This is a genomic window from Citrobacter sp. Res13-Sevr-PEB04-36 (assembly GCF_015672735.1).
GTDB lineage: Bacteria > Pseudomonadota > Gammaproteobacteria > Enterobacterales > Enterobacteriaceae > Citrobacter.
In genome coordinates, this window is record NZ_JADABY010000071.1 from 34,714 (window position 1) to 57,329 (window position 22,616).

22 protein-coding genes are annotated in these 22,616 nt (G+C 52.5%); 8 read left to right on the top strand and 14 right to left on the bottom strand.

From position 1 onward, the window contains the following. Positions 1-5 precede the first annotated feature (5 nt). The 10 genes from recO to rseD form a co-directional block, all read right to left on the bottom strand. Positions 6-716 (bottom strand): DNA repair protein RecO, encoded by a 711-nt coding sequence (recO, locus tag IMQ48_RS20930; protein ID WP_196210521.1) that lies wholly within the window; start codon positions 714-716, stop codon positions 6-8. A 31-nt stretch (positions 717-747) separates the two neighbouring features. After that, entirely contained in the window at positions 748-1,653 is a 906-nt protein-coding gene (gene era, locus IMQ48_RS20935; protein ID WP_196210505.1) for a GTPase Era, read from the bottom strand. Then, positions 1,650-2,330 carry a ribonuclease III gene (gene rnc / locus IMQ48_RS20940; protein ID WP_003037579.1) on the bottom strand — a complete coding sequence of 227 codons (681 nt, stop codon included), beginning with the start codon at positions 2,328-2,330 and terminating at the stop codon, positions 1,650-1,652. Before rnc ends, era begins: the two co-directional genes overlap by 4 nt. Positions 2,331-2,600: 270 nt before the next feature. Continuing rightward, entirely contained in the window at positions 2,601-3,575 is a 975-nt protein-coding gene (gene lepB, locus IMQ48_RS20945; protein ID WP_196210506.1) for a signal peptidase I, read from the bottom strand. 15 nt (positions 3,576-3,590) lie between these two features. Then, the gene (gene lepA / locus IMQ48_RS20950) at positions 3,591-5,390 is read right to left on the bottom strand and encodes a translation elongation factor 4 (protein ID WP_196210507.1); all 1,800 of its coding nucleotides are present in this window, start codon (positions 5,388-5,390) and stop codon (positions 3,591-3,593) included. Positions 5,391-5,655: 265 nt separating this feature from the next. After that, the gene (gene rseC, locus IMQ48_RS20955; RefSeq protein WP_196210508.1) at positions 5,656-6,120 is read right to left on the bottom strand and encodes a SoxR-reducing system protein RseC; all 465 of its coding nucleotides are present in this window, start codon (positions 6,118-6,120) and stop codon (positions 5,656-5,658) included. Beyond that, the gene (gene rseB, locus IMQ48_RS20960) at positions 6,117-7,073 is read right to left on the bottom strand and encodes a sigma-E factor regulatory protein RseB (RefSeq protein ID WP_096756123.1); all 957 of its coding nucleotides are present in this window, start codon (positions 7,071-7,073) and stop codon (positions 6,117-6,119) included. Before rseB ends, rseC begins: the two co-directional genes overlap by 4 nt. Next, the gene (gene rseA / locus IMQ48_RS20965; RefSeq protein WP_196210509.1) at positions 7,073-7,726 is read right to left on the bottom strand and encodes an anti-sigma-E factor RseA; all 654 of its coding nucleotides are present in this window, start codon (positions 7,724-7,726) and stop codon (positions 7,073-7,075) included. Before rseA ends, rseB begins: the two co-directional genes overlap by 1 nt. A 31-nt stretch (positions 7,727-7,757) precedes the next feature. Next, positions 7,758-8,333 (bottom strand): RNA polymerase sigma factor RpoE, encoded by a 576-nt coding sequence (gene rpoE, locus IMQ48_RS20970; protein ID WP_003037573.1) that lies wholly within the window; start codon positions 8,331-8,333, stop codon positions 7,758-7,760. Further along, a complete protein-coding gene (gene rseD / locus IMQ48_RS20975) occupies positions 8,330-8,494 on the bottom strand; it encodes a rpoE leader peptide RseD (protein WP_137398945.1) in 165 nt (54 codons plus the stop codon). Before rseD ends, rpoE begins: the two co-directional genes overlap by 4 nt. 263 nt (positions 8,495-8,757) lie before the next feature. Here rseD and nadB point away from each other — a divergent pair, with 263 nt between their 5' ends. Beyond that, positions 8,758-10,380: an L-aspartate oxidase gene (gene nadB / locus IMQ48_RS20980; protein WP_196210510.1), complete on the top strand. Its 1,623-nt coding sequence runs from the start codon at positions 8,758-8,760 to the stop codon at positions 10,378-10,380. Here the strand turns inward: nadB and trmN are convergent. Then, positions 10,365-11,102 (bottom strand): tRNA(1)(Val) (adenine(37)-N(6))-methyltransferase TrmN, encoded by a 738-nt coding sequence (gene trmN / locus IMQ48_RS20985; protein WP_196210511.1) that lies wholly within the window; start codon positions 11,100-11,102, stop codon positions 10,365-10,367. The two genes, nadB and trmN, sit on opposite strands and share 16 nt — an antisense overlap. Before the next feature lie 130 nt (positions 11,103-11,232). Between trmN and srmB the strand changes: the two genes are divergently transcribed. Further along, positions 11,233-12,561, top strand: a complete 1,329-nt coding sequence (srmB, locus tag IMQ48_RS20990; RefSeq protein WP_196210512.1) for an ATP-dependent RNA helicase SrmB — start codon at positions 11,233-11,235, stop codon at positions 12,559-12,561. Positions 12,562-12,684: 123 nt separating this feature from the next. On the opposite strand, the gene grcA is transcribed toward srmB, so the two are convergent. Continuing rightward, positions 12,685-13,068 carry an autonomous glycyl radical cofactor GrcA gene (grcA, locus tag IMQ48_RS20995; RefSeq protein WP_096756118.1) on the bottom strand — a complete coding sequence of 128 codons (384 nt, stop codon included), beginning with the start codon at positions 13,066-13,068 and terminating at the stop codon, positions 12,685-12,687. A 317-nt stretch (positions 13,069-13,385) separates the two neighbouring features. On the opposite strand from grcA, the gene ung reads away from it, so the two are divergent. Then, positions 13,386-14,075: a uracil-DNA glycosylase gene (gene ung, locus IMQ48_RS21000; protein ID WP_196210513.1), complete on the top strand. Its 690-nt coding sequence runs from the start codon at positions 13,386-13,388 to the stop codon at positions 14,073-14,075. 33 nt (positions 14,076-14,108) lie between these two features. Here ung and IMQ48_RS21005 read toward each other — a convergent pair whose 3' ends face one another. After that, positions 14,109-15,188: a tRNA/rRNA methyltransferase gene (locus tag IMQ48_RS21005; RefSeq protein ID WP_196210514.1), complete on the bottom strand. Its 1,080-nt coding sequence runs from the start codon at positions 15,186-15,188 to the stop codon at positions 14,109-14,111. 208 nt (positions 15,189-15,396) lie between these two features. On the opposite strand from IMQ48_RS21005, the gene trxC reads away from it, so the two are divergent. From trxC to IMQ48_RS21030, 5 genes are all read left to right on the top strand, one after another. Further along, positions 15,397-15,816: a thioredoxin TrxC gene (gene trxC / locus IMQ48_RS21010; RefSeq protein ID WP_196210515.1), complete on the top strand. Its 420-nt coding sequence runs from the start codon at positions 15,397-15,399 to the stop codon at positions 15,814-15,816. A gap of 69 nt (positions 15,817-15,885) precedes the next feature. Then, positions 15,886-16,584 (top strand): tRNA-uridine aminocarboxypropyltransferase, encoded by a 699-nt coding sequence (tapT, locus tag IMQ48_RS21015; protein ID WP_196210516.1) that lies wholly within the window; start codon positions 15,886-15,888, stop codon positions 16,582-16,584. A gap of 36 nt (positions 16,585-16,620) precedes the next feature. Continuing rightward, positions 16,621-19,281: a protein lysine acetyltransferase gene (pat, locus tag IMQ48_RS21020; RefSeq protein WP_196210517.1), complete on the top strand. Its 2,661-nt coding sequence runs from the start codon at positions 16,621-16,623 to the stop codon at positions 19,279-19,281. Positions 19,282-19,395: 114 nt separating this feature from the next. Next, positions 19,396-20,751: a CDP-diacylglycerol--serine O-phosphatidyltransferase gene (gene pssA / locus IMQ48_RS21025; RefSeq protein ID WP_196210522.1), complete on the top strand. Its 1,356-nt coding sequence runs from the start codon at positions 19,396-19,398 to the stop codon at positions 20,749-20,751. 31 nt (positions 20,752-20,782) lie between these two features. Beyond that, positions 20,783-21,118: a YfiM family lipoprotein gene (locus tag IMQ48_RS21030; protein WP_230326504.1), complete on the top strand. Its 336-nt coding sequence runs from the start codon at positions 20,783-20,785 to the stop codon at positions 21,116-21,118. Here IMQ48_RS21030 and IMQ48_RS21035 read toward each other — a convergent pair. Beyond that, positions 21,115-22,413, bottom strand: a complete 1,299-nt coding sequence (locus tag IMQ48_RS21035) for an MFS transporter (protein ID WP_196210518.1) — start codon at positions 22,411-22,413, stop codon at positions 21,115-21,117. The two genes, IMQ48_RS21030 and IMQ48_RS21035, sit on opposite strands and share 4 nt — an antisense overlap. Positions 22,414-22,616 lie beyond the last annotated feature (203 nt).

Here is a 22,616-nt window from a genome sequence, read left to right on the forward strand (position 1 = left end):
GTTTTTTATTTTCGCTTCGGCATAAACTGCCGGAATAATTCGCGGCTCTTTAGGGGCTTACCACCAAGATACGGCTTTAACGCCATGCGGGTAAAGCGTTTCGCGGCACGTAACGTATCGGCATCCGGAAATTCACGCGACGCAAGCGCTTTGAGATGGCGTCCGGTAAAGGTGTTGTTATCAATAACAATGCTGGCGATAAACCCTTTTTCCTCCCGATAGCGATAGGTCATGGTATCGTCCACCGGCTCACCGCTGCCCGCACAGTGGGCAAAATCCACGCCGTAGCCCAGATGACCGAGCAACGCCAGCTCAAAGCGACGCAGGGCGGGCTCTGGTGAACCGGATGTGCCTGCCAGCGCCTGGATGCAGTTCAGGTAATCGAAGAAGAGTTCAGAAAAGCGGGTCTCATACTCAAGCACGCGAGAAATGAGTTCGTTGATATACAGACCGCTGTACAGCGTGATTCCGCTAAGCGGGAGTGCCAGAGAGACGGCTTCAGCGCTACGTAGGGTTTTGACCTCACCACGTCCACCAAAGCGAAGTAATAATGGGGTAAAAGGCTGGAGTGCGCCTTTCAGATTGGAGCGTTTGGAACGTGCGCCTTTAGCCACAAGGCGCACGCGACCCGACTCTTCCGTGAAGACGTCCAGAACTAAACTGGTTTCGCTCCAGGGGCGACTATGCAGGACAAATGCGCGTTGCCATCCATCCATCATAATACTCGTCGTCTTTCAGAGGAAGGGTTTAGACGTCGTCGCCGTAACCGAGACTGCGCAGCGCGCGTTCGTCATCGGCCCAGCCAGATTTCACTTTCACCCACAGTTCAAGGTGCACAGGCGCTTCAAACATTTCCTGCATGTCTTTACGTGCTTCAATACCGATGGTTTTAATTTTGGCCCCTTTGTTGCCAATTACCATCTTCTTCTGCCCTTCGCGTTCGACAAGGATCAGGCCATTGATATCATAGCCGCCACGTTCGTTAGGGATAAAGCGCTCAATCTCAACGGTCACGGAATACGGCAGCTCAGCGCCGAGGAAACGCATCAGCTTTTCACGGATGATTTCAGAGGCCATAAAGCGCTGCGAGCGGTCGGTAATGTAATCTTCCGGGAAGTGATGAATCGCTTCCGGCAAATGCTTACGCACGATGCCCGCAACGGTATCGACATTCATGCCGGTTTCGGCAGATATCGGCACAATGTCGAGGAAGTTCATCTGGCTTGCCAGGAACTGCAGGTGCGGCAGCAGATCGGCTTTTTCCTGTACGTTATCAACTTTGTTGATCGCCAGGATCACAGGAGCTTTACCGTCACGCAGTTTGTTCAGCACCATTTCGTCGTCCGGCGTCCAACGCGTGCCTTCCACAACGAAAATAACCAGTTCAACGTCACCAATAGAACTGCTAGCTGCTTTGTTCATCAGGCGGTTAATGGCGCGTTTTTCTTCCATATGCAGGCCAGGGGTATCAACATAAATCGCCTGATACGCGCCTTCGGTATGGATGCCAACAATACGGTGACGTGTTGTCTGCGCCTTACGTGAGGTAATGGAAATCTTCTGCCCAAGCAGATTATTCAACAGGGTGGATTTACCGACGTTCGGACGACCGACGATGGCAATAAATCCGCAGTAAGTTTTCTCTTCGCTCATTCCAGCTCCAGTTTTTTCAACGCCTGTTCGGCGGCAGCCTGCTCAGCCTTACGACGGCTCGAACCTGTGCCAACCACCGGTTCACTCAGGCCGCTAACCTGGCAGTGGATAGTAAATTCTTGATCGTGCGCTTCGCCACGGACCTGTACTACCAAGTAAGACGGCAGCGGCAGGTGGCGACCCTGCAAATATTCCTGCAAACGCGTTTTAGGATCTTTTTGTTTGTCGCCCGGGCTAATTTCATCCAGGCGGGTTTGATACCAGTTAAGGATCAGTTGCTCAACAGTCTGAATATCACTGTCGAGGAAGACGCCGCCGATCAGTGCTTCGACGGTATCAGCCAGAATAGATTCACGACGGAAGCCGCCGCTTTTCAGTTCGCCCGGCCCCAAACGTAAACATTCGCCGAGATCAAACTCACGGGCTAATTCAGCCAGCGTATTGCCGCGCACCAGCGTGGCGCGCATGCGGCTCATATCACCTTCGTCCACACGCGGGAAACGATGATACAACGCATTGGCGATAACAAAGCTCAAAATGGAGTCGCCTAAAAATTCTAAACGCTCGTTATGTTTGCTGCTGGCACTGCGGTGAGTTAATGCCTGCTGCAACAGCTCCTGATGATTAAAAGTGTAGCCCAGCTTCCGTTGAAGCCGATTAATTACGATGGGGTTCATGCGATACCAATAAATGAATGCGTCAACAATCCAGCACACGAAACAGACCTGATATACGTCATTCGGTTAGCTATTTCTGCCTCGCCTGAATGCTCTTGTATACGAATCAACGCTGTTTCGTGTGCCGTGGCAACCTGACGGTGCCAACCTAAAACTACGGGGGAATATTCTATACACAACGACAAGGGATGTCGTTAGTCTGCGGGAATTTATCCGAGAAATAATTCACGCTGCCGTCATTATGACGACAACGTGAACGATTATTAGCAATTAATGAATGCCACCAATACGGCTTAAACGAACACCGGTCGGCCATTCACCTTCTTGCTTGTCGAAACTCATCCAGATGCCGGTCGCTTTACCCACCAGATTCGCTTCCGGTACAAATCCCCAGTAACGGCTATCCGCGCTGTTGTCGCGGTTATCACCCATCATGAAGTAGTGTCCCGGCGGAACAATCCAGGTCGCCAGTTGCTGACCCGGCTGGCGGTAGTACATCCCCACCTGATCCTGCGCGATTGGCACGGTCAGAATGCGGTGCGTCACCTCGCCCAGCGTCTCTTTACGCTCGGTCAGGCGAATACCGTTATCTTTCGTTTCGCTCAGCGGAAGTTCAAAGAAACCGCTGGTCGCTTCACCGCCGTTACGACGTGCAAACGTCTGCACGAAATCACTCGGCTGAACATCAGAGTACGTGACCGGCAACGCGTTTTCACACGCCTGACCGGAGCTGCATCCTGGCTGGATCGTGACCTCTTTCGCCACCGGATCGTACGTCACTTTGTCTCCCGGTAAACCGACAGCGCGTTTGATATAGTCCAGGCGCGGATCTTCCGGGTATTTAAATACCACAACATCTCCGCGTTTCGGATGGCCCGTTTCGATCAGTGTTTTCTGATAAATCGGATCTTTAATTCCGTAGGCAAATTTCTCCACCAGAATAAAGTCACCAATTAACAGCGTAGGCATCATCGAACCCGATGGGATCTGGAATGGCTCATAAATAAATGAGCGCACCACCAGCACAATCGCCAGTACCGGGAACACGGATGCCCCAGTTTCCAGCCAGCCCGGCTTAGGAGCAACTTTTTTCAGCGTTGCGTTATCCAGTGAATCACCCGCAGCGGCTTGTGCAGCGGCCTGACGCTCCCGGCGTTTTGGCGCAAAGATAAACTTATCTACGCACCATAAAATGCCCGTCACCAGTGTGGCAATCACCAGAATCAGGGCAAACATATTCGCCATGCCAACTCCTTAGGATTATTTGCTGTCTTTACCAACATGCAGAATGGCGAGGAACGCTTCCTGAGGCAGTTCGACGTTACCGATCTGCTTCATGCGTTTTTTACCTTCTTTCTGTTTCTGCAGCAGCTTTTTCTTACGGCTGATATCACCGCCATAGCACTTGGCCAGGACGTTTTTACGCAGCTGTTTAACCGTTGAACGCGCAATGATGTGCGTACCAATGGCTGCCTGAATCGCGATATCAAACTGCTGGCGCGGGATCAGCTCTTTCATCTTTTCCACCAGCTCACGGCCACGACTCTGCGAGTTATCACGGTGGGTGATCAGCGCCAGCGCATCAACACGTTCGTTGTTGATCAGAACATCAACACGCACCATGTCAGAGGTCTGGAAGCGTTTGAAGTTGTAGTCCAGTGACGCATAGCCACGAGACGTTGACTTCAGGCGGTCGAAGAAGTCGAGCACCACTTCCGCCATCGGAATTTCATAGGTCAGTGCAACCTGGTTACCGTGGTAAACCATATTGGTCTGTACGCCGCGCTTCTCGATACACAGCGTGATAACGTTGCCGAGATATGCCTGAGGCAGCAGCATATGACACTCGGCGATCGGCTCACGCAGTTCATAGATATTGTTCAGTGGCGGCAGTTTTGACGGGCTGTCGACATAGATAGTCTCTTTGCCCGTAGTTTCGACTTCGTACACTACGGTCGGTGCAGTGGTGATCAGGTCCAGATCGTATTCACGTTCCAGACGCTCCTGAATGATCTCCATATGCAACAGACCGAGGAAGCCACAGCGGAAGCCGAAGCCCAGCGCGGTAGAGCTTTCCGGTTCGTAGAACAGGGAGGCATCGTTCAGGCTTAGCTTACCTAACGCATCGCGGAAGTTTTCGTAGTCGTCAGAGCTGACAGGGAACAGACCCGCGTAAACCTGCGGTTTGACCTTTTTAAAACCTGGCAGTGCTTTATCTGCCGGATTACGTGCCTGAGTCAGCGTATCACCAACCGGGGCGCCGAGGATGTCTTTAATCGCACAAACCAGCCAGCCCACTTCACCGCATTTGAGTTCGGTACGGTCAACTTGTTTCGGCGTGAAGATCCCCAGACGGTCAGCGTTATACACCTGCCCGGTGCTCATCACTTTGATTTTATCGCCTTTACGCATGGTGCCGTTTTTAATACGCACCAGCGAGACCACGCCCAGATAGTTATCGAACCATGAGTCGATGATCAGCGCCTGCAGCGGACCTTCCGGGTCACCTTCCGGCGGCGGGATCTCGCGCACCAGACGTTCCAGAACGTCGGTCACGCCGACGCCGGTTTTCGCCGAGCAGCGAACCGCATCTGTCGCATCGATACCGACGATATCTTCAATCTCTTCCGCTACACGCTCAGGATCGGCGGCCGGCAGGTCAATTTTGTTCAGTACCGGCACCACCTCGAGATCCATTTCCAGGGCGGTATAGCAGTTAGCCAGTGTTTGCGCTTCAACACCCTGCCCGGCGTCAACCACCAGCAGAGCACCTTCGCAGGCGGCAAGCGAGCGGGAAACTTCATACGAGAAGTCCACATGGCCCGGAGTATCGATAAAGTTAAGCTGGTAGGTTTCACCATCAGATGCTTTGAAGTCGAGCGTCACGCTCTGCGCTTTGATAGTAATACCGCGCTCACGCTCAAGATCCATCGAGTCGAGAACCTGCGCTTCCATTTCACGGTCAGACAGGCCACCGCAGATCTGGATAATACGGTCAGACAGCGTCGATTTACCGTGGTCGATGTGAGCTATGATTGAAAAGTTACGTATGTTCTTCATATAGTGTAATTATTGTGCCTTACGCCTGCCTGGGCAGGCTTTGAGAAGTCGCTGTTCTGAGCTTAACGTCGGTTTAAGTGAAACGCCGCATTCTACACTACAACGCGGAGGCGAGGAAATGTTCATAGAGCAAGGATAGCGGGAACTGGAAACAACTTAGCAAAGTCAGTGAAACTTTTACTGAAGTACGGCGTAAGTGCCTTATCTGGCCTACGTAGTAACTGTCATGTAAGCCTGATAAGCGCAGCGCCATCAGGCATGTATATCACTGGTGTGTTTCGACGCGAAGAAGGTCAGGCGGGAGAGCTACGTTGAGAATCACCGGCTGCCAGGCTTCACGTTCAGCCAGTTTGCGCGAATAACCGCGAGCAATCAGGAATCCACCCACACCGCCCAGTATCGCACCGCTTAACGCAGCGATATCGCTGCCAAACAGCACCTGGAACAAGGCAGCAAAAACAAATAATCCCGCCAGCGGAGACATATAAACCAGCATTGCGGAGCCCAACAGACTGCCTTCGGCAATACCTAATTCAACTTTCTGGCCGGAAGTCAGCGGTTCAACGCTGGGAACCACGATAGTGTGCGTTGTCTGCGGCCCCAGTTTATTCAGTACGCGGCTTCCGCATCCTGCCCTTGAGGCACAGCTGCTGCACGACGCTTTGACGTCACAGCTGACCGTCGCCAGGCCATTTTGCCAGGAAACAACTGTTGCCCACTCTTTGATCATTGTGCAGCCCTGAACTTGATATTGTCCGCGATGCGCTTCGCCGTTTGCGGCGGAAGTTCACCGACGATAGTGATTTCGGCATTATCTCTCACACTGGTACTGACCGTGCGGCGTCCGGTACGCAGGAGCTGATCGGCACTGTTTTGCTGTGCGCGGTTCACATTCACAGAGAAGCTGAACAAACCATCAGAATAAAGACGTGATTCAATCGGCATATTGTCCATCGTCGGCAGAGGACGACGGCTGCTGGAAACTTCACTGAATCCTTGTGGCAACCACGATGGACTCCAGTTGAAGTTGGTTTTCTCACCCACAGGAACGGACAGTAACGGCGGCAGGTTGGCTTTTGCCAGCGTCTGCATGCTGTCGCCGACACTGCTATTCACGGTAAAAGCGATCACGCGGAACTGTTCCAGCGTTTCACCATCCCGGTCGAGAAGATCGACGCGCATCGGCAACTTGGTTTCGGTATCCATCCAGACGATATAGCTGTAACGGGTACCGTCACGCGCCACGACGCGGATCACTTCACAAAGCCTGTCGGCAATACGGGTCCGGCCTACCGAGATAAAATCATAGTAGGGTGTAAGACGTTTGAAGTCGGTGTAAATCAGGGATGGCAGAGAATCAACGATGTAATCACCGTTCAACGTGAACGGCTCAAGCCCAGGCTCAAAATAGCTGATTTCATTTCCACGTTGTACGACTTCCCGGCGTGGTCCATCCAATTGCAATAGTTGCGCAAGCGGGCGGTTATCCAGGCGAGCATGGCGATAACGTAGGGATTCAACACCCTGTTTATTGATGCTGACGAATGACAGCTCATAGGTGAGCGACTGGCTGGCCAGATTCATCTGCTGCAATAACGCCCCGGACGCAGGTGTGGCCGAGGCGTTGACAGAGAAGAACAGGCTACCAGCCACAAGTGACATGGCAAACCAAAGTTGCTTCATTACTGCGATTGCGTTCCTAAAGTTTGAATTCCTGGCACCTGTACAGCTGCTTGCTGTGTTTGTGCCTGCTCAAACTGAAGCTGTTCGGAGTGCAGTCGGCGCTGCAGTTCGTAATCCTGCAACATAGCATTGATACGACGACGCTGCTCCTGCACCTGCTGTTGCTGACCGCCACTGCTGGCCGTCGCATCAGAAGGTACACCCAAGCTCACCGGACTGGCTTTACCCATCATCGGTAATGTATTAAATACCGGCGTTTCGGGCTGCTGGGACGTTTCAGATTGCCCATTATAGTGCTGGACACCAACAATAACTGCAAGCGATACGCACGCAGCCACACCCATTTGAGTGAGCTGAGCAGCCCACGGACGCATTTTCTTCCAGAATGGCATTTTCTGCCACTGATGCGGTGCTGGCTGGGCCTCAGGAATCAGTGGCGCCGTCTGACGTACTGGCTCATCTGCGATAGCTGCCATTACGCGGTCGGAAATATCGAAATGGAGAACGTCGGCAGTATCACCTCGCATGGAATCACGAATCAGGTGATAACTCTCCCAGGTTTTTTGCATTTCCGGGTCGTGAGTCAGCTCTTTGAGTAACTCAGTATCCAGCGTTTCGCCATCCATTAAAGCGGAAAGTTTTTCTTTCTGCATGCCTAATACCTTTTCCAGTATCCCGCTACCGTCAACGCCTGATAAGCGGTTGAACTTTATTATCAATAGCTTCCCTCGCTCGGAAGATACGAGAACGCACCGTACCCACCGGACAATCCATGATAGCGGCTATCTCTTCATAGCTCAGGCCATCCAGCTCCCGCAAGGTTATTGCCATGCGTAAATCTTCCGGGAGGGACTCAATAGTTCGGAAAACTATCTGTCTCAGTTCTTCTGACAACATTAAGTTCTCAGGGTTCGAAATTTCTTTCAGCGCACCGCCACTTTCGTAATTTTCTGCTTCAATTGCATCTATATCACTGGAAGGTGGACGACGCCCCTGAGCGACCAGGTAATTCTTCGCTGTATTGACTGCGATACGATACAGCCAGGTATAAAAAGCACTATCTCCCCGGAACGAGTCCAGCGCACGATAGGCCTTGATAAATGCTTCTTGTACGACGTCGGGAACATCGCCCGACGGTACATAGCGGGAAACCAGACTCGCCACCTTATGCTGATAGCGAACTACCAGTAAATTAAAGGCTTTCTGATCTCCCTTCTGGACCCGTTCTACCAGGACCTGGTCCGTTAACTGCTCGCTCATCCGAGGTAAAGTCTCCCCAAACCAAATTTCCACGCGCTTTCGAAACGCCACTCCATCAGCTGCAATATGAGCAAGCAACGACTTAGAGTGCTCAAGTTTCGTAAAGTTCCGTTACGCATTTGTTTTTGTTTGTCATGATGTAGACAGGTCTTATCTCTCATTATAAGTCTACATAACCCGATCAACGCACTATCTGTACAGAAATGCCCATTAAACCGCTTGCAGAGTAACCCAACGGGCGCTTTATTTCATCTCCTAATCTGACGCTAACGGCCTGCTACACAAAATATTTTTCATATTTTACCCCGCGCAATGAATTTTCTTTATGTTTAGCCATTGCAACACATTCAAAAATAAAACGTGCAGTTTCGCGCATTGTGGTGCTATGGTGACCAAACACTGTTTAGTAAATTAAACAAAAATCATGAATACGACGCCTGAATTATCCTGTGATGTGCTGATTATTGGCAGCGGAGCTGCCGGACTCTCACTGGCTCTGCGCCTGGCTGAGAAACACCAGGTTATTGTCCTGAGTAAGGGGCCTGTGAGTGAAGGCTCTACATTCTATGCCCAGGGCGGCATTGCCGCCGTTTTCGATGAAACCGACAGTATCGATTCTCACGTCGAGGATACGCTGATTGCAGGCGCGGGATTGTGCGATCGCCATGCGGTTGAGTTCGTCGCCAGCAATGCACGAACATGTGTCCAGTGGCTCATTGATCAAGGTGTCTTGTTTGATACGCAGGTTCAGCCCAACGGTGAAGAGAGCTATCACCTGACTCGCGAAGGCGGCCATAGCCACCGACGCATCCTGCATGCGGCAGATGCCACCGGCAAAGAAGTTGAAACCACGCTGGTCAGCCAGGCGCAAAACCATCCCAATATCCAGGTTCTGGAGCGTAGCAACGCCGTTGACCTGATCATCTCCGATAAAATCGGCCTACCGGGCACGCGCCGGGTAGTTGGCGCATGGATCTGGAACCGTAATAAGGAAGCCGTCGAAACCTGCCATGCAAAATCGGTCGTGCTGGCCACCGGAGGCGCATCGAAGGTGTATCAGTACACCACCAATCCGGATATCTCCTCAGGTGATGGAATCGCGATGGCCTGGCGCGCTGGATGTCGCGTCGCCAACCTTGAATTTAATCAGTTTCACCCCACCGCGCTGTATCACCCTCAGGCACGCAATTTTCTGCTGACTGAAGCGCTGCGTGGCGAAGGTGCCCACCTGAAGCGCCCGGACGGCTCACGCTTTATGCCCGACTTTGATGTGCGTGGCGAACTGGCACCGCGCGATATCGTCGCTCGTGCTATCGATCATGAAATGAAGCGTCTGGGTGCGGACTGCATGTTCCTCGACATTAGCCATAAACCCGAAGAATTTGTCCGCCAGCATTTCCCGATGATTTATGAAAAGCTGCTGGGTCTTGGGATCGACCTGACAAAAGAGCCAGTGCCGATCGTGCCGGCCGCGCACTATACCTGCGGCGGCGTGATGGTCGATGATTTTGGCCGGACTGACGTCGACGGTCTATATGCCATCGGCGAAGTGAGCTACACCGGTCTGCATGGCGCAAACCGTATGGCATCTAACTCACTACTGGAATGTCTGGTATACGGCTGGTCTGCAGCTGAAGATATTGATCGTAGAATGCCCTACGCCCGCAGTGTCAGCACGCTACCAGGCTGGGATGAAAGCCGGGTAGAAAACCCGGATGAGCTGGTTGTCATCCAACATAACTGGCATGAACTGCGGTTATTTATGTGGGATTACGTTGGCATTGTGCGCACCACCAAACGTCTGGAGCGCGCCCTGCGGCGTATCACCATGCTGCAACAGGAAATCGATGAGTATTACGCCCATTTCCGCGTGTCGAACAATTTACTGGAGCTGCGCAATCTGGTGCAGGTTGCCGAGCTGATTGTGCGCTGCGCAATGATGCGTAAAGAGAGCCGGGGCCTGCACTACACGCTGGATTATCCAGAGCAGTTACCTGAATCCGGCCCTTCAATTCTTTCGCCGCTTAGCCATCACATAAACAAATAAAATGCCTGGGTCAGCGCGGTGTAACCTTCTGAGTAACGCTGGTCTGGCCCACGGATCACTAATCTGTCGCTAAAGCACTCCCCGGTTTGCGGGGAGAAAGCCAGCAGTACCCGATGCGGTAGCCGGGCTTCGGTTTCTGCCACATCCGTACGCAGACGCAGATGCCATCCCATACTTAATGCCTGCCGGGTAAAAGCGTTGCCAATCTGCTCCGGCAGTACCACGCAAAAAAAACCCTCTTCAGTAATACTGTCCGCCGCCAGCGTTAATAACGCCGCGTGATCGAGCGTCGTGGTATAACGTGCCTGCTCACGCTGTGGTGTCCCGCACTCTACGCCCTGCTCATAATAAGGCGGGTTACTGATAATCAGATCAAAACGTACGGTCTGGCGAGGTAACCACCGTTGAGCGTCTTCAGTATGGACCCGGATACGCTGCCCCCACGGAGATTGCGCGATGTTTTCCTCTGCCTGTTGCGCCGCATCGACATCCAGCTCCACGGCGTCAATGATGACTTTTTCATCAGTGCGCTGGGCCAACATCAGCGCCAACAGGCCGCTCCCGGTGCCAATATCAAGGATCCGCTTTACACCTGCGACAGGAGCCCAGGCCCCCAATAAAATACCATCAGTCCCGACCTTCATTGCACAACGATCGTGTGCCACAAAAAACTGCTTAAAGGTAAACCCATTACGTCGAAGCACGGAGGTAGACTGGGACATGAAAAACAACCTTACTGGAAAAAAAACGATAACATAGGATAAAAACAATACCTGAGAAGGTATATCCATACAAACAGATGAAGATTGCAGCCGTAACGTCTATAATCAGCGCCCCACACAGAGGTAGAACATGACTGTAACGACTTTTTCCGAACTTGAACTCGATGAAAGCCTTCTGGATGCCCTCCAGGAAAAAGGTTTCACTCGCCCGACAGCTATTCAGGCAGCCGCCATTCCACCTGCGCTCGATGGCCGTGATGTACTCGGTTCTGCGCCGACAGGCACCGGTAAAACGGCGGCATATTTGCTGCCAGTGTTGCAGCACCTGCTCGACTTCCCGCGCAAAAAATCGGGCCCGCCGCGCGTTTTAATTCTGACACCGACCCGCGAACTGGCAATGCAAGTTGCCGATCACGCCCGTGAACTGGCGAAGAATACGCACCTGGATGTCGCCACCATTACCGGCGGCGTGGCCTATATGAACCACATGGAAGTGTTCAGCGAAAACCAGGACATTGTGGTCGCGACCACCGGACGTCTGCTGCAATACATTAAAGAAGAGAACTTCGACTGCCACGCGGTCGAAACGCTGATCCTCGATGAAGCCGACCGTATGCTGGACATGGGCTTCGCGCAGGATATCGAGCATATTGCTGGTGAAACCCGTTGGCGTAAGCAAACTATGCTGTTCTCTGCCACGCTGGAAGGCAATGCGGTTAAAGATTTTGCCGAGCGTCTGCTGGAAGATCCGGTCGAGGTTTCTGCGGATCCGTCCACCCGCGAACGCAAGAAGATCCATCAGTGGTACTACCGTGCCGATGATATTGAACATAAAACGGCGTTGCTGATCCACCTGTTAAAACAACCTGATGCGACCCGCTCCATTGTCTTTGTGCGTAAACGCGAGCGTGTGCACGAACTGGCTGGCTGGCTGCGCCAGGCGGGGATCAACAACTGCTATCTCGAAGGCGAGATGGTACAAAGCAAGCGTAACGAAGCGATCAAACGTCTGACCGATGGTCGTGTGAATGTGCTGGTTGCCACCGATGTTGCGGCACGCGGTATCGACATACCTGACGTCAGCCACGTGTTTAACTACGACATGCCGCGCAGTGGCGATGCCTATTTGCACCGTATTGGCCGTACCGGTCGCGCGGGCCGTAAAGGCACCGCCATTTCTCTGGTTGAAGCACACGACCACCTGCTGCTCGGCAAAGCGAGTCGCTATGTCGACGAGCCGCTGAAGCCGCGCGTGATTGACGAACTGCGTCCAACAACGCGCGCGCCAAGTGAGAAATCGAACGGTAAGCCATCTAAGAAAGTGCTGGCGAAACGCGCCGAGAAAAAAGAGAAAGATAAAGAGAAGCCGCGCGTGAAGAAACGTCACCGCGACGCCAAAAATATCGGCAAGCGTCGTAAGCCGAGCGCAGCTGCCGCGCCGCAGTCTGACAAAGAGTAAAGCGTATGCCGGATTAATGAACCCGGCATTTTTTACCTTCTTTCAACGACAAAAAAAGCGGAACATGCACTGGCATGTTCCGCTTTTTTATTATCTGATTACCGGGGTATGACCCCGCGAGCCTTACAGGCTCTCAGTAAAGGTACGGGCAATAACGTCGCGCTGCTGTTCTGGAGTCAGTGAGTTGAAACGCACTGCATAACCAGAAACACGAATTGTCAGCTGCGGGTATTTTTCCGGATGCTTAACCGCATCTTCCAGCGTTTCACGACGCAGAACGTTAACGTTCAGGTGCTGACCACCTTCCACGCGTACTTCCGGCTGCACGTCTACCGGTACTTCACGGTATTCGATTTCGCCCAGTTTACTGACGGCAACGACTTCATCAGCAGAGAAACCTGCTTTCGCAACGATGCAGCGTGCTTCGCCTTTTTCGCTGTCCAGCAGCCAGAAAGAGTTCAGCAGGTCGTCATTTGCAGCTTTAGTAATCTGGATACCTGTAATCATGTTGATGCCTCCCCGGCAAAATTATTTGATCTCGGTTGGCCGTCGCGCGGCCAATTGGTAAAACCATTGTTGCTTGAGTGTATATATACCCCTCGCACCCCCTTGATTCCTTGATTTAAATCAACAAAAACCACACGCACTAAGTGGTGATGAGTGGATTTTATTGTTTTACATCAACTTACGCCATGTGTGCAGATAAAATTTTTACATAAATTTTCAACTATCTTTAAGGGGTAGTCCCTTGAGAAGCGTAGAGAATTTTGCGCCCCAGAGAGAAGCAGTTAAGCTAGGGGGAATGAAATTCGCAGGAGAGCGAGATGACTACCGAATTAACCTGGCACGATGTGCTGACCGATGAGAAACAGCAACCCTATTTTGTTAACACTTTGCATACCGTTGCCGGTGAACGCCAGTCGGGTATGACGATTTACCCCCCGCAAAAAGATGTGTTTAACGCATTTCGCTTTACTGAGCTTGGCGATGTAAAGGTAGTCATCCTGGGCCAGGACCCATACCACGGTCCCGGCCAGGCACATGGCCTCGCGTTTTCTGTGCGCCCGGGCATTGCCACCCCACCGTCATTACTGAATATGTATAAAGAGCTGGAAGCGACGGTCCCTGGCTTTACACGCCCCACGCACGGGTATCTGGAAAGCTGGGCTCGTCAGGGGGTACTGTTACTGAACACCGTCCTTACCGTCCGGGCCGGACAGGCTCATTCGCATGCCAGTCTGGGCTGGGAAACCTTTACGGATAAAGTCATTAGCCTGATTAACGAGCACCGTGAAGGCGTGGTGTTTTTACTCTGGGGCGCGCACGCGCAGAAGAAAGGGGCCATTATTGACGCACAGCGTCACCATATTCTGAAAGCGCCGCATCCGTCTCCGCTCTCGGCACACCGCGGATTCTTTGGCTGCAACCACTTTGTTCTGGCAAATGAGTGGCTGGAAAAACGCGGTGAAAAACCGATCGACTGGATGCCGGTACTGCCGGCTGAGAGCGAGTAAAAAAATGCCAGCAATTCGCTGGCATTTTTACTATCAGGCTTTGTTCTGACGCCACCACTCCGCGAGCAGGACGCCCGTCGCAACGGAGACGTTGAGCGTTTCTACATTGCCCGTACCGTCGATGGCGACGCACAGATCATCTGCAGAACATGCCGCCTCCGGCAGCGCATCACGTTCGCGGCCTAACACCAGCACCATTTTTTCTGGCAGCGTGGTGTTGAACAACGGCTTACCTTTGTCGCTGGAAGTCATCACGACCGTGTAGCCTGCTTTGCGGAAATCATCCAGCACATCAACAATACTGTCGCCAGTGATCGGTTGCACGTGCTCGGCACCGCCTTCCGCGGTACGGATAGCCGCACCGGATTCCAGCAGCGCGGCATCCTGAACCACGACGCCTTTCACACCGAAATGAGCGCAGCTGCGCATCATGCCGCCCAGGTTATGCGGGTTGGCGATATCTTCCAGCGCCAGTACGCAATCCTGCGCCCCCGCCTGACCAACCCACTGTTTAACGGTTGTACCGTTACGTTTTTTAATCAGGAAACACACGCCGCCGTGGTGTTCAGTACCGGAAGCTTTCGCCAGTTCGGCTTCGTCAACCACGTGGTAGGCTTTGCGATTTGCCGCCATCCAGCGTAATGCTTCTTTAAATCGTGGCGTCACGCTCTGGACAAACCAGGCGCGGACAATGGCGTCCGGACGGCTCTGGAACAGCGCCTGACAGGCATTCTCGCCGTAAACGCGGGTTTCTTCCGCACGCTGACGACGTAATACCTCAGGATCGATAAAGCTCTTGCCGCTGATCCCACCGTGATCGGCTTTTTCCGCTACGTCATCGCTCGGCGCGCGGGATACGGTACGCCACGGTGAGTCTTCACGTTTACGGTCGCGTTCAACATCGCGGTCACGACCCCGTTCACGGCCACGTTCACTGTTCGGACCCTTTCTGTCATCACGGGCAGGGCGACGACCGCCTTCGGCTCGGGAAGTACCTGGGCGACCGCCGCCTTTACCGGTACGTGGATTTTGGGTGCGCTTGTCCGAGTCATCGTCACTGCGGACGTACATCACTTTGACCTTGCCGTTTTTGTTCTTCAGTTCGTCGCTCATTTCTTTTCTCCACCTGCTCTGCGCGAAGCGCGCAGATTACCCGATGTGCACGTCGTTAGCCATTATTTCATTTAAAAGCTTATGACTATTGTACTCATTGAATAAAACGCATTGCTGTTTAAAACAGTCTCTCCGATAATATGTAACATAACAGAAACATATCGGCGTGATTGCCGCGAAGTCCACCCTACTCATCCAGAGGTTAGTTATGAATACCGTTTGTACCAGCTGCCAGGCTATCAACCGCATCCCCGAAGATCGCATTCAGGATACGGCAAAATGCGGACGCTGCGGTCACGACCTGTTTGACGGTGAGGTGATCAATGCGACCGGTGCTACGCTGGATAAGCTGTTAAAAGACGATCTTCCGGTGGTGGTCGATTTCTGGGCGCCATGGTGTGGCCCATGCCGTAACTTCGCCCCCATTTTTGAAGATGTCGCAGAAGAGCGTAGCGGTAAAGTACGTTTTGTTAAAGTGAATACCGAAGCTGAACGCGAACTCAGCGCTCGTTTCGGCATCCGCAGTATTCCGACCATTATGATATTCAAGAAAGGTGAAGTCGTCGATATGCTCAATGGCGCAGTGCCTAAAGCCCCGTTTGATAGCTGGCTTAACGAATCATTATAATCTCTGCGGGGCACACCTTGTGCCCCGTTTTGTCCTCTGCGACAATAGCGTTTTTCAACGTGCTTCCCGATGACCAATAACGCTGTTCTCCAGTTACGTGCCGAGCGCCTTGCGCGCGCCACGCGCCCTTTTCTTGCCCGAGGTAACCGTATTCGCCGCTGTCAGCGCTGCTTACTGCCGCTGAAACTGTGCCTGTGCGAAACACTGAGACCTGTCCAGGCGAACAGCCGTTTTTGCCTGGTGATGTTTGACACTGAACCGATGAAGCCAAGCAACACCGGGCGGTTGATTGCCGATATTCTGCCGGATACCGCCGCGTTTCAGTGGTCTCGCACCGAGCCGCCGTCAGCATTGCTTGAGCTAGTGAAAAACCCGGATTATCAGCCGATGGTGGTATTCCCGGCATCTTATGCCGATGAGGGCCGTGAGGTCATTTTCACGCCACCGACGGGTAAGCCACCACTATTCATTATGCTCGATGGCACCTGGCCGGAAGCGCGCAAAATGTTCCGCAAAAGCCCGTATCTCGATAACTTACCGGTAATCTCCGTCGATTTATCACGCCTTTCCGCTTACCACCTGCGCGAGGTGCATGCCGAGGGGCAATATTGCACCGCCGAAGTGGCGATTGCCTTACTGGATCTGGCTGGAGACACGCAGGCAGCCGAAGGATTAGGCGAGCACTTCACGCTTTTTAAAACTCGCTACCTGGCAGGAAAAACCCAACATCAGGGAAGCGTCACAGCAGACTCGACAGAAAGCGTTTAAAATCATTCGGTCACTGGTGTCATTAAGGAAGCCGATATGAGTCAACGTGGTCTGGAAGCGCTACTGCGACCAAAATCCATTGCGGTGATTGGGGCGTCAATGAAGCCCAATCGTGCGGGTTACCTGATGATGCGTAACTTACTGGCCGGAGGTTTCAACGGACCGGTTTTACCGGTGACACCTGCCTGGAAAGCGGTGTTGGGCGTGCTGGCCTGGCCCACTATCGCCAGTCTGCCTTTTTCTCCCGATCTCGCCGTCTTGTGCACCAATGCCAGCCGCAACCTGGCGCTGCTGGAGGAGCTGGGCGAGAAAGGCTGCAAAACCTGTATTATTTTGTCAGCACCCGCGGCGCAGCACGCGGAACTGCTGGCCTGTGCTTCACGCTATAAAATACGTCTGCTCGGCCCCAACAGTCTGGGGCTTCTCGCCCCCTGGCAGGGGCTTAACGCCAGTTTTTCACCGGTACCGATTAAACGCGGTAAATTGGCGTTTATCTCTCAGTCTGCCGCCGTATCTAATACGATTCTTGACTGGGCGCAACAGAGAGAAATGGGCTTTTCCTATTTTATTGCCCTGGGTGACAGCCTGGATATTGACGTTGATGAGCTGCTTGATTACCTGGCCCGCGACAGTAAAACCAGTGCGATTTTGCTCTACCTCGAACATTTGAGCGATGCCCGCCGCTTCGTCTCGGCGGCACGTAGTGCATCGCGCAACAAACCTATTTTGGTGATTAAAAGCGGTCGCAGCCCGGCGGCTCAGCGTTTGCTGCATACCAGCTCCGGGATGGACCCAGCCTGGGACGCCGCCATCCAACGTGCCGGTCTGCTGCGCGTGCAGGACACGCACGAGCTTTTCTCAGCGGTAGAAACCCTCAGCCACATGCGCCCCTTACGTGGCGACAGGCTGATGATCATCAGCAACGGTGCCGCACCTGCCGCACTGGCTTTAGATGAGCTATGGTCGCGAAACGGCAAACTGGCCACGCTTAGTGAAGAGACCTGCCAGAAATTACGCGATGCGTTACCCGTCCACATTGATATTGCCAACCCGCTGGATCTGCGCGACGACGCCAACAGCGAGCATTACGTTAAAACTCTGGATATTTTACTCGCCAGTCAGGATTTTGACGCCCTGATGGTCATCCATTCGCCCAGCGCAGCCGCACCTGGCACCGAAAGCGCGCAGGCGCTAATCGAAGCGGTGAAACAGCATCCGCGAGGCAAATTTGTCTCCTTACTCACTAACTGGTGCGGAGAGTTTTCATCCCAGGAAGCCCGCAGGTTGTTTAGTGAAGCGGGATTACCCACCTATCGTACACCGGAAGGCACCATCACCGCGTTTATGCATATGGTTGAATATCGACGTAACCAGAAGCAGTTGCGTGAAACGCCGGTGCTCCCCGACAACCTAACGGCCAACACCGCCGAGGCGCATAGTCTGTTACAGCGGGCGATTGCTGACGGGGCGACATCGCTGGATACGCATGAAGTTCAGCCTATTTTGCACGCCTATGGCTTGCACACGCTGCCCACCTGGATTGCCAGCGACAGCGCAGAAGCTGTACACATCGCCGAGCAAATTGGTTATCCGGTAGCGCTCAAGCTACGTTCTCCTGATATCCCGCATAAATCAGAAGTTCAGGGGGTTATGCTCTACCTGCGAACGGCAACCGAAGTGCAGCAGGCCGCTAATGCGATTTTTGATCGGGTGAAAATGGCCTGGCCTCAGGCGCGCATCCACGGTTTGCTCGTCCAGAGTATGGCTAATCGCGCGGGAGCTCAGGAACTGCGCGTGGTTGTCGAACACGATCCGGTATTTGGACCGCTCATTATGTTGGGAGAAGGTGGCGTAGAGTGGCGGCCGGAAGAGCAAGCTGTGGTGGCATTACCGCCGCTGAACATGAACCTCGCGCGTTATCTGGTGATCCAGGGGATCAAAAATAAAAAGATCCGCGCCCGCAGTGCGCTACGTCCCTTAGACGTCGCAGGTTTAAGCCAGCTTCTGGTTCAGGTGTCCAATCTGATCGTCGATTGCCCGGAAATTCAACGTCTGGATATCCACCCGCTACTGGCCTCTGCGGGTGAATTTACCGCCCTCGATGTTACGCTGGACATAGCCCCCTTCACGGGCGACAACGAAAGCAGACTGGCCGTGCGTCCCTATCCTCATCAACTTGAAGAGTGGGTCGAGATGAAGAACGGCGAACGCTGTCTGTTTCGCCCTATTCTGCCGGAGGATGAACCCCATCTGCAGCAGTTCATTTCGCAGGTGACGAAAGAAGATCTATATTACCGTTATTTCAGTGAGATCAATGAATTTACCCATGAAGATTTAGCCAATATGACGCAGATCGACTACGATCGGGAAATGGCCTTTGTGGCGGTACGTTGCAGTGATAACACTGAAGAGATCCTCGGCGTAACGCGCGCCATTTCCGATCCAGATAACGTCGATGCCGAATTTGCCGTGCTGGTGCGATCGGATCTCAAAGGACTGGGACTCGGGCGGCGATTAATGGAAAAATTAATTGCCTATACCCGAGATCACGGACTGAGACGTCTAAATGGTATTACGATGCCGAACAATCGGGGGATGGTCGCCCTGGCCCGAAAACTCGGGTTTGCTGTAGACATCCAGCTCGAAGAGGGAATTGTTGGGCTAACGCTTAATCTGGCCCAATATGAGGAATCGTGAGTAAGGTACTGGAAATGTTGACCACTTTAACGGGCACTGGTGTTATCATTGCTCGCTTATGTCGTCTGCATAGCACAGAGGACCCTTCAATGAACAGAGAAGAAATGCACTGTGATGTTGTCAAAATTTAAGCGTAATAAACATCAACAACACCTTGCCCAACTACCTAAGATTTCTCAATCAGTTGATGATGTAGATTTCTTTTATGCTCCCGCTAATTTCAGGGAGACTCTGCTGGAGAAAATAGCCAGCGCGACGCGACGTATTTGCATCATCGCCCTGTATCTGGAACAGGACGACGGTGGCAAAGGCATCCTCGACGCGCTTTATGCGGCTAAGCGGCAGCGTCCTGAGCTTAATATCCGGGTGCTTGTCGACTGGCATCGTGCCCAGCGTGGACGCATTGGCGCAGCAGCGTCCAATACCAACGCTGACTGGTATTGCCGAATGGCGCAAGAAAACCCGGGGATCGATATTCCGGTCTACGGCGTACCGATTAACACTCGTGAAGCGCTCGGCGTTCTGCATTTCAAAGGCTTTATCATTGATGATAGCGTCCTGTATAGCGGTGCCAGCCTGAACGATGTTTACCTGCACCAGCATGATAAATATCGCTACGATCGCTATCAGTTGATTCGCAATGCGCAAATGGCTGACATCATGTTTGACTGGGTCACGCAGAACCTGATGAACGGTCGCGGCGTGAATCGTCTTGATGATACCAATCGCCCTAAAAGCCCGGAAATTAAAAACGACATCCGCCTGTATCGTCAGGAACTACGTGATGCGTCATTCCATTTCCAGGGAAATGCGGATAACGAACAGCTTTCAGTGACCCCTCTGGTTGGGCTCGGAAAATCCAGTCTGCTGAATAAGACCATTTTCCATCTTATGCCCTGCGCGGAGCAGAAACTCACAATCTGTACCCCTTATTTCAACCTGCCTGCCATACTGGTGCGCAATATTATCCAGCTTCTGCGTGAAGGGAAAAAAGTTGAAATTATCGTGGGCGATAAGACCGCTAACGACTTTTTCATCCCGGAAGATGAGCCGTTTAAGATTATCGGCGCGCTGCCCTATCTGTATGAAATTAACCTGCGCCGCTTCCTGAGCCGACTGCAGTATTATGTTAATACCGATCAGCTGGTCGTACGCTTATGGAAAGATGATGACAATACTTATCATCTGAAAGGCATGTGGGTGGATGATAAATGGATGCTGCTCACCGGCAACAACCTTAACCCTCGCGCCTGGCGCCTGGATCTGGAAAATGCCATCCTAATCCACGATCCTAAGCAGGAATTGACTCCTCAGCGAGAAAAAGAGCTGGAGCTCATCCGCAGACACACGACCGCCGTTAAGCACTATCGAGATCTGCAGAGTATTGCCGACTACCCGGTCAAAGTCCGTAAACTTATTCGTCGACTTCGCCGTATCCGAATCGATAGATTAATCAGCCGTATTCTGTAACCTGAACCCCGTCATTGACGGGGTTTTTCCTATGGAGACAACGGTGCGCCTGTTTATTCTCACCAGTATCCTGACGCTTTCTGGTTGTAGCCATATGGCAAACGACAACTGGAGTGGACAAGATAAAGCGCAACACTTCATTGCCTCAGCCATGCTGGCCGCTGCCGGTAACGAGTACGCTCAGCATCAGGGAAACAGCCCCGATCGCAGCGCTACCATCGGTTTCATGTTCTCGATTAGCCTTGGCGCATCGAAAGAACTGTGGGACAGTCGCCCCACAGGAAGCGGTTGGAGTTGGAAAGATTTTGCCTGGGATGTCGCTGGCGCATCCACCGGCTATGCCGTCTGGCAAATGGCCCACCATTAGAGGCGCAGGCCTTTACCTTTGCGGTGCAGCAGTAATGAGACAAAAAATGCAACCACGGCCAGAGCGGTGACGTACCAGAAGAATGTGGTTTCCATGCCAACAGACTTCAGCGACAGCGCAACATATTCAGCCGATCCACCAAACAAGGCATTCGCCACTGCATAAGACAATCCAACCCCCAACGCGCGAACCTGTGCCGGGAACATTTCGGCCTTCAGAATACCACTGATTGAAGTGTAGAAACTGACGATCAGCAAGGCACACATGACCAGACCAAATGCCATATACGGGGAGGTCACATTCTGCAATGCCGTCAGAATAGGAACGGTAAACAACGTGGCTAATGCGCCAAAACACAGCATCGAGGTACGTCGGCCAATTTTATCTGACAACGCGCCGAACAGCGGTTGTACCAGCATAAACACGCACAGCGCTGCCGTCATTATACCGCTGGCCACGTTGGCATGCATACCTGCCGTGTTCACCAGGTACTTCTGCATGTAGGTGGTAAAGGTATAGAAACATAACGAACCTGCGGCAGTAAATCCGAGCACCATCACGAAGGCTTTGCGGTTACGCCATAGCCCTTTCAGGGAGCCTGCTTCTTTCAGCGCACGCACATCCTGTTTTGAGGTTTCATCTAACTGACGACGTAACCAGAGCGCGACAATCGCCAGTACGGCTCCCAGCGCAAAGGGAATACGCCAGCCCCATGCTCTGAGCGCTGAGTCTTCTAACGTTTGCTGTAATATCACCACAACCAGCAATGCCAGAAGTTGCCCACCAATTAAGGTCACGTACTGGAATGAGGCATAAAACCCTTTCTTACCTTCTACGGCGACTTCACTCATGTAGGTCGCACTGGTGCCATATTCACCGCCAACAGACAACCCCTGGAATAACCTGGCAAGCAGTAACAGCGCAGGGGCCCAGGTGCCAATGGTTTCATACCCGGGTAGACAGGCGATCACCAGCGATCCCATACACATCATGCATACTGACAATAGCATGGACTTTTTACGTCCGTGCTTATCGGCTATCCGGCCAAACATCCATCCGCCAATGGGCCGCATCAGAAAGCCTGCGGCGAAAACCCCCGCGGTCTGTAAAAGTTGCGTGGTGGTATTTCCTGAAGGAAAAAAGATATGAGCAAAATAGAGAGAACAGAAAGAGTAGATATAGAAATCAAACCATTCGACCAGATTCCCCGATGATGCACCTACGATTGCCCATATACGACGACGGGTGTCGCTGTCCTTCAGCACCCCATTCTCAGTTACACTGCTATCAGCCATTAGAATTGTACCCCTGCCAAGGATCTGATGAATTTATCAATGATGAATGGTATTTTTTAGTGAACGGAATGTTATATAATTGTTACTTTTTATTATGAGATATATATCACGTTTTTAATTAGCAGAGAAAGGTTTCGGATTTTTACGAGGAGGGAGGCAGGCAGGGACAGATTTTCGCAGACTGCGTAAAAAAATTTCACTCA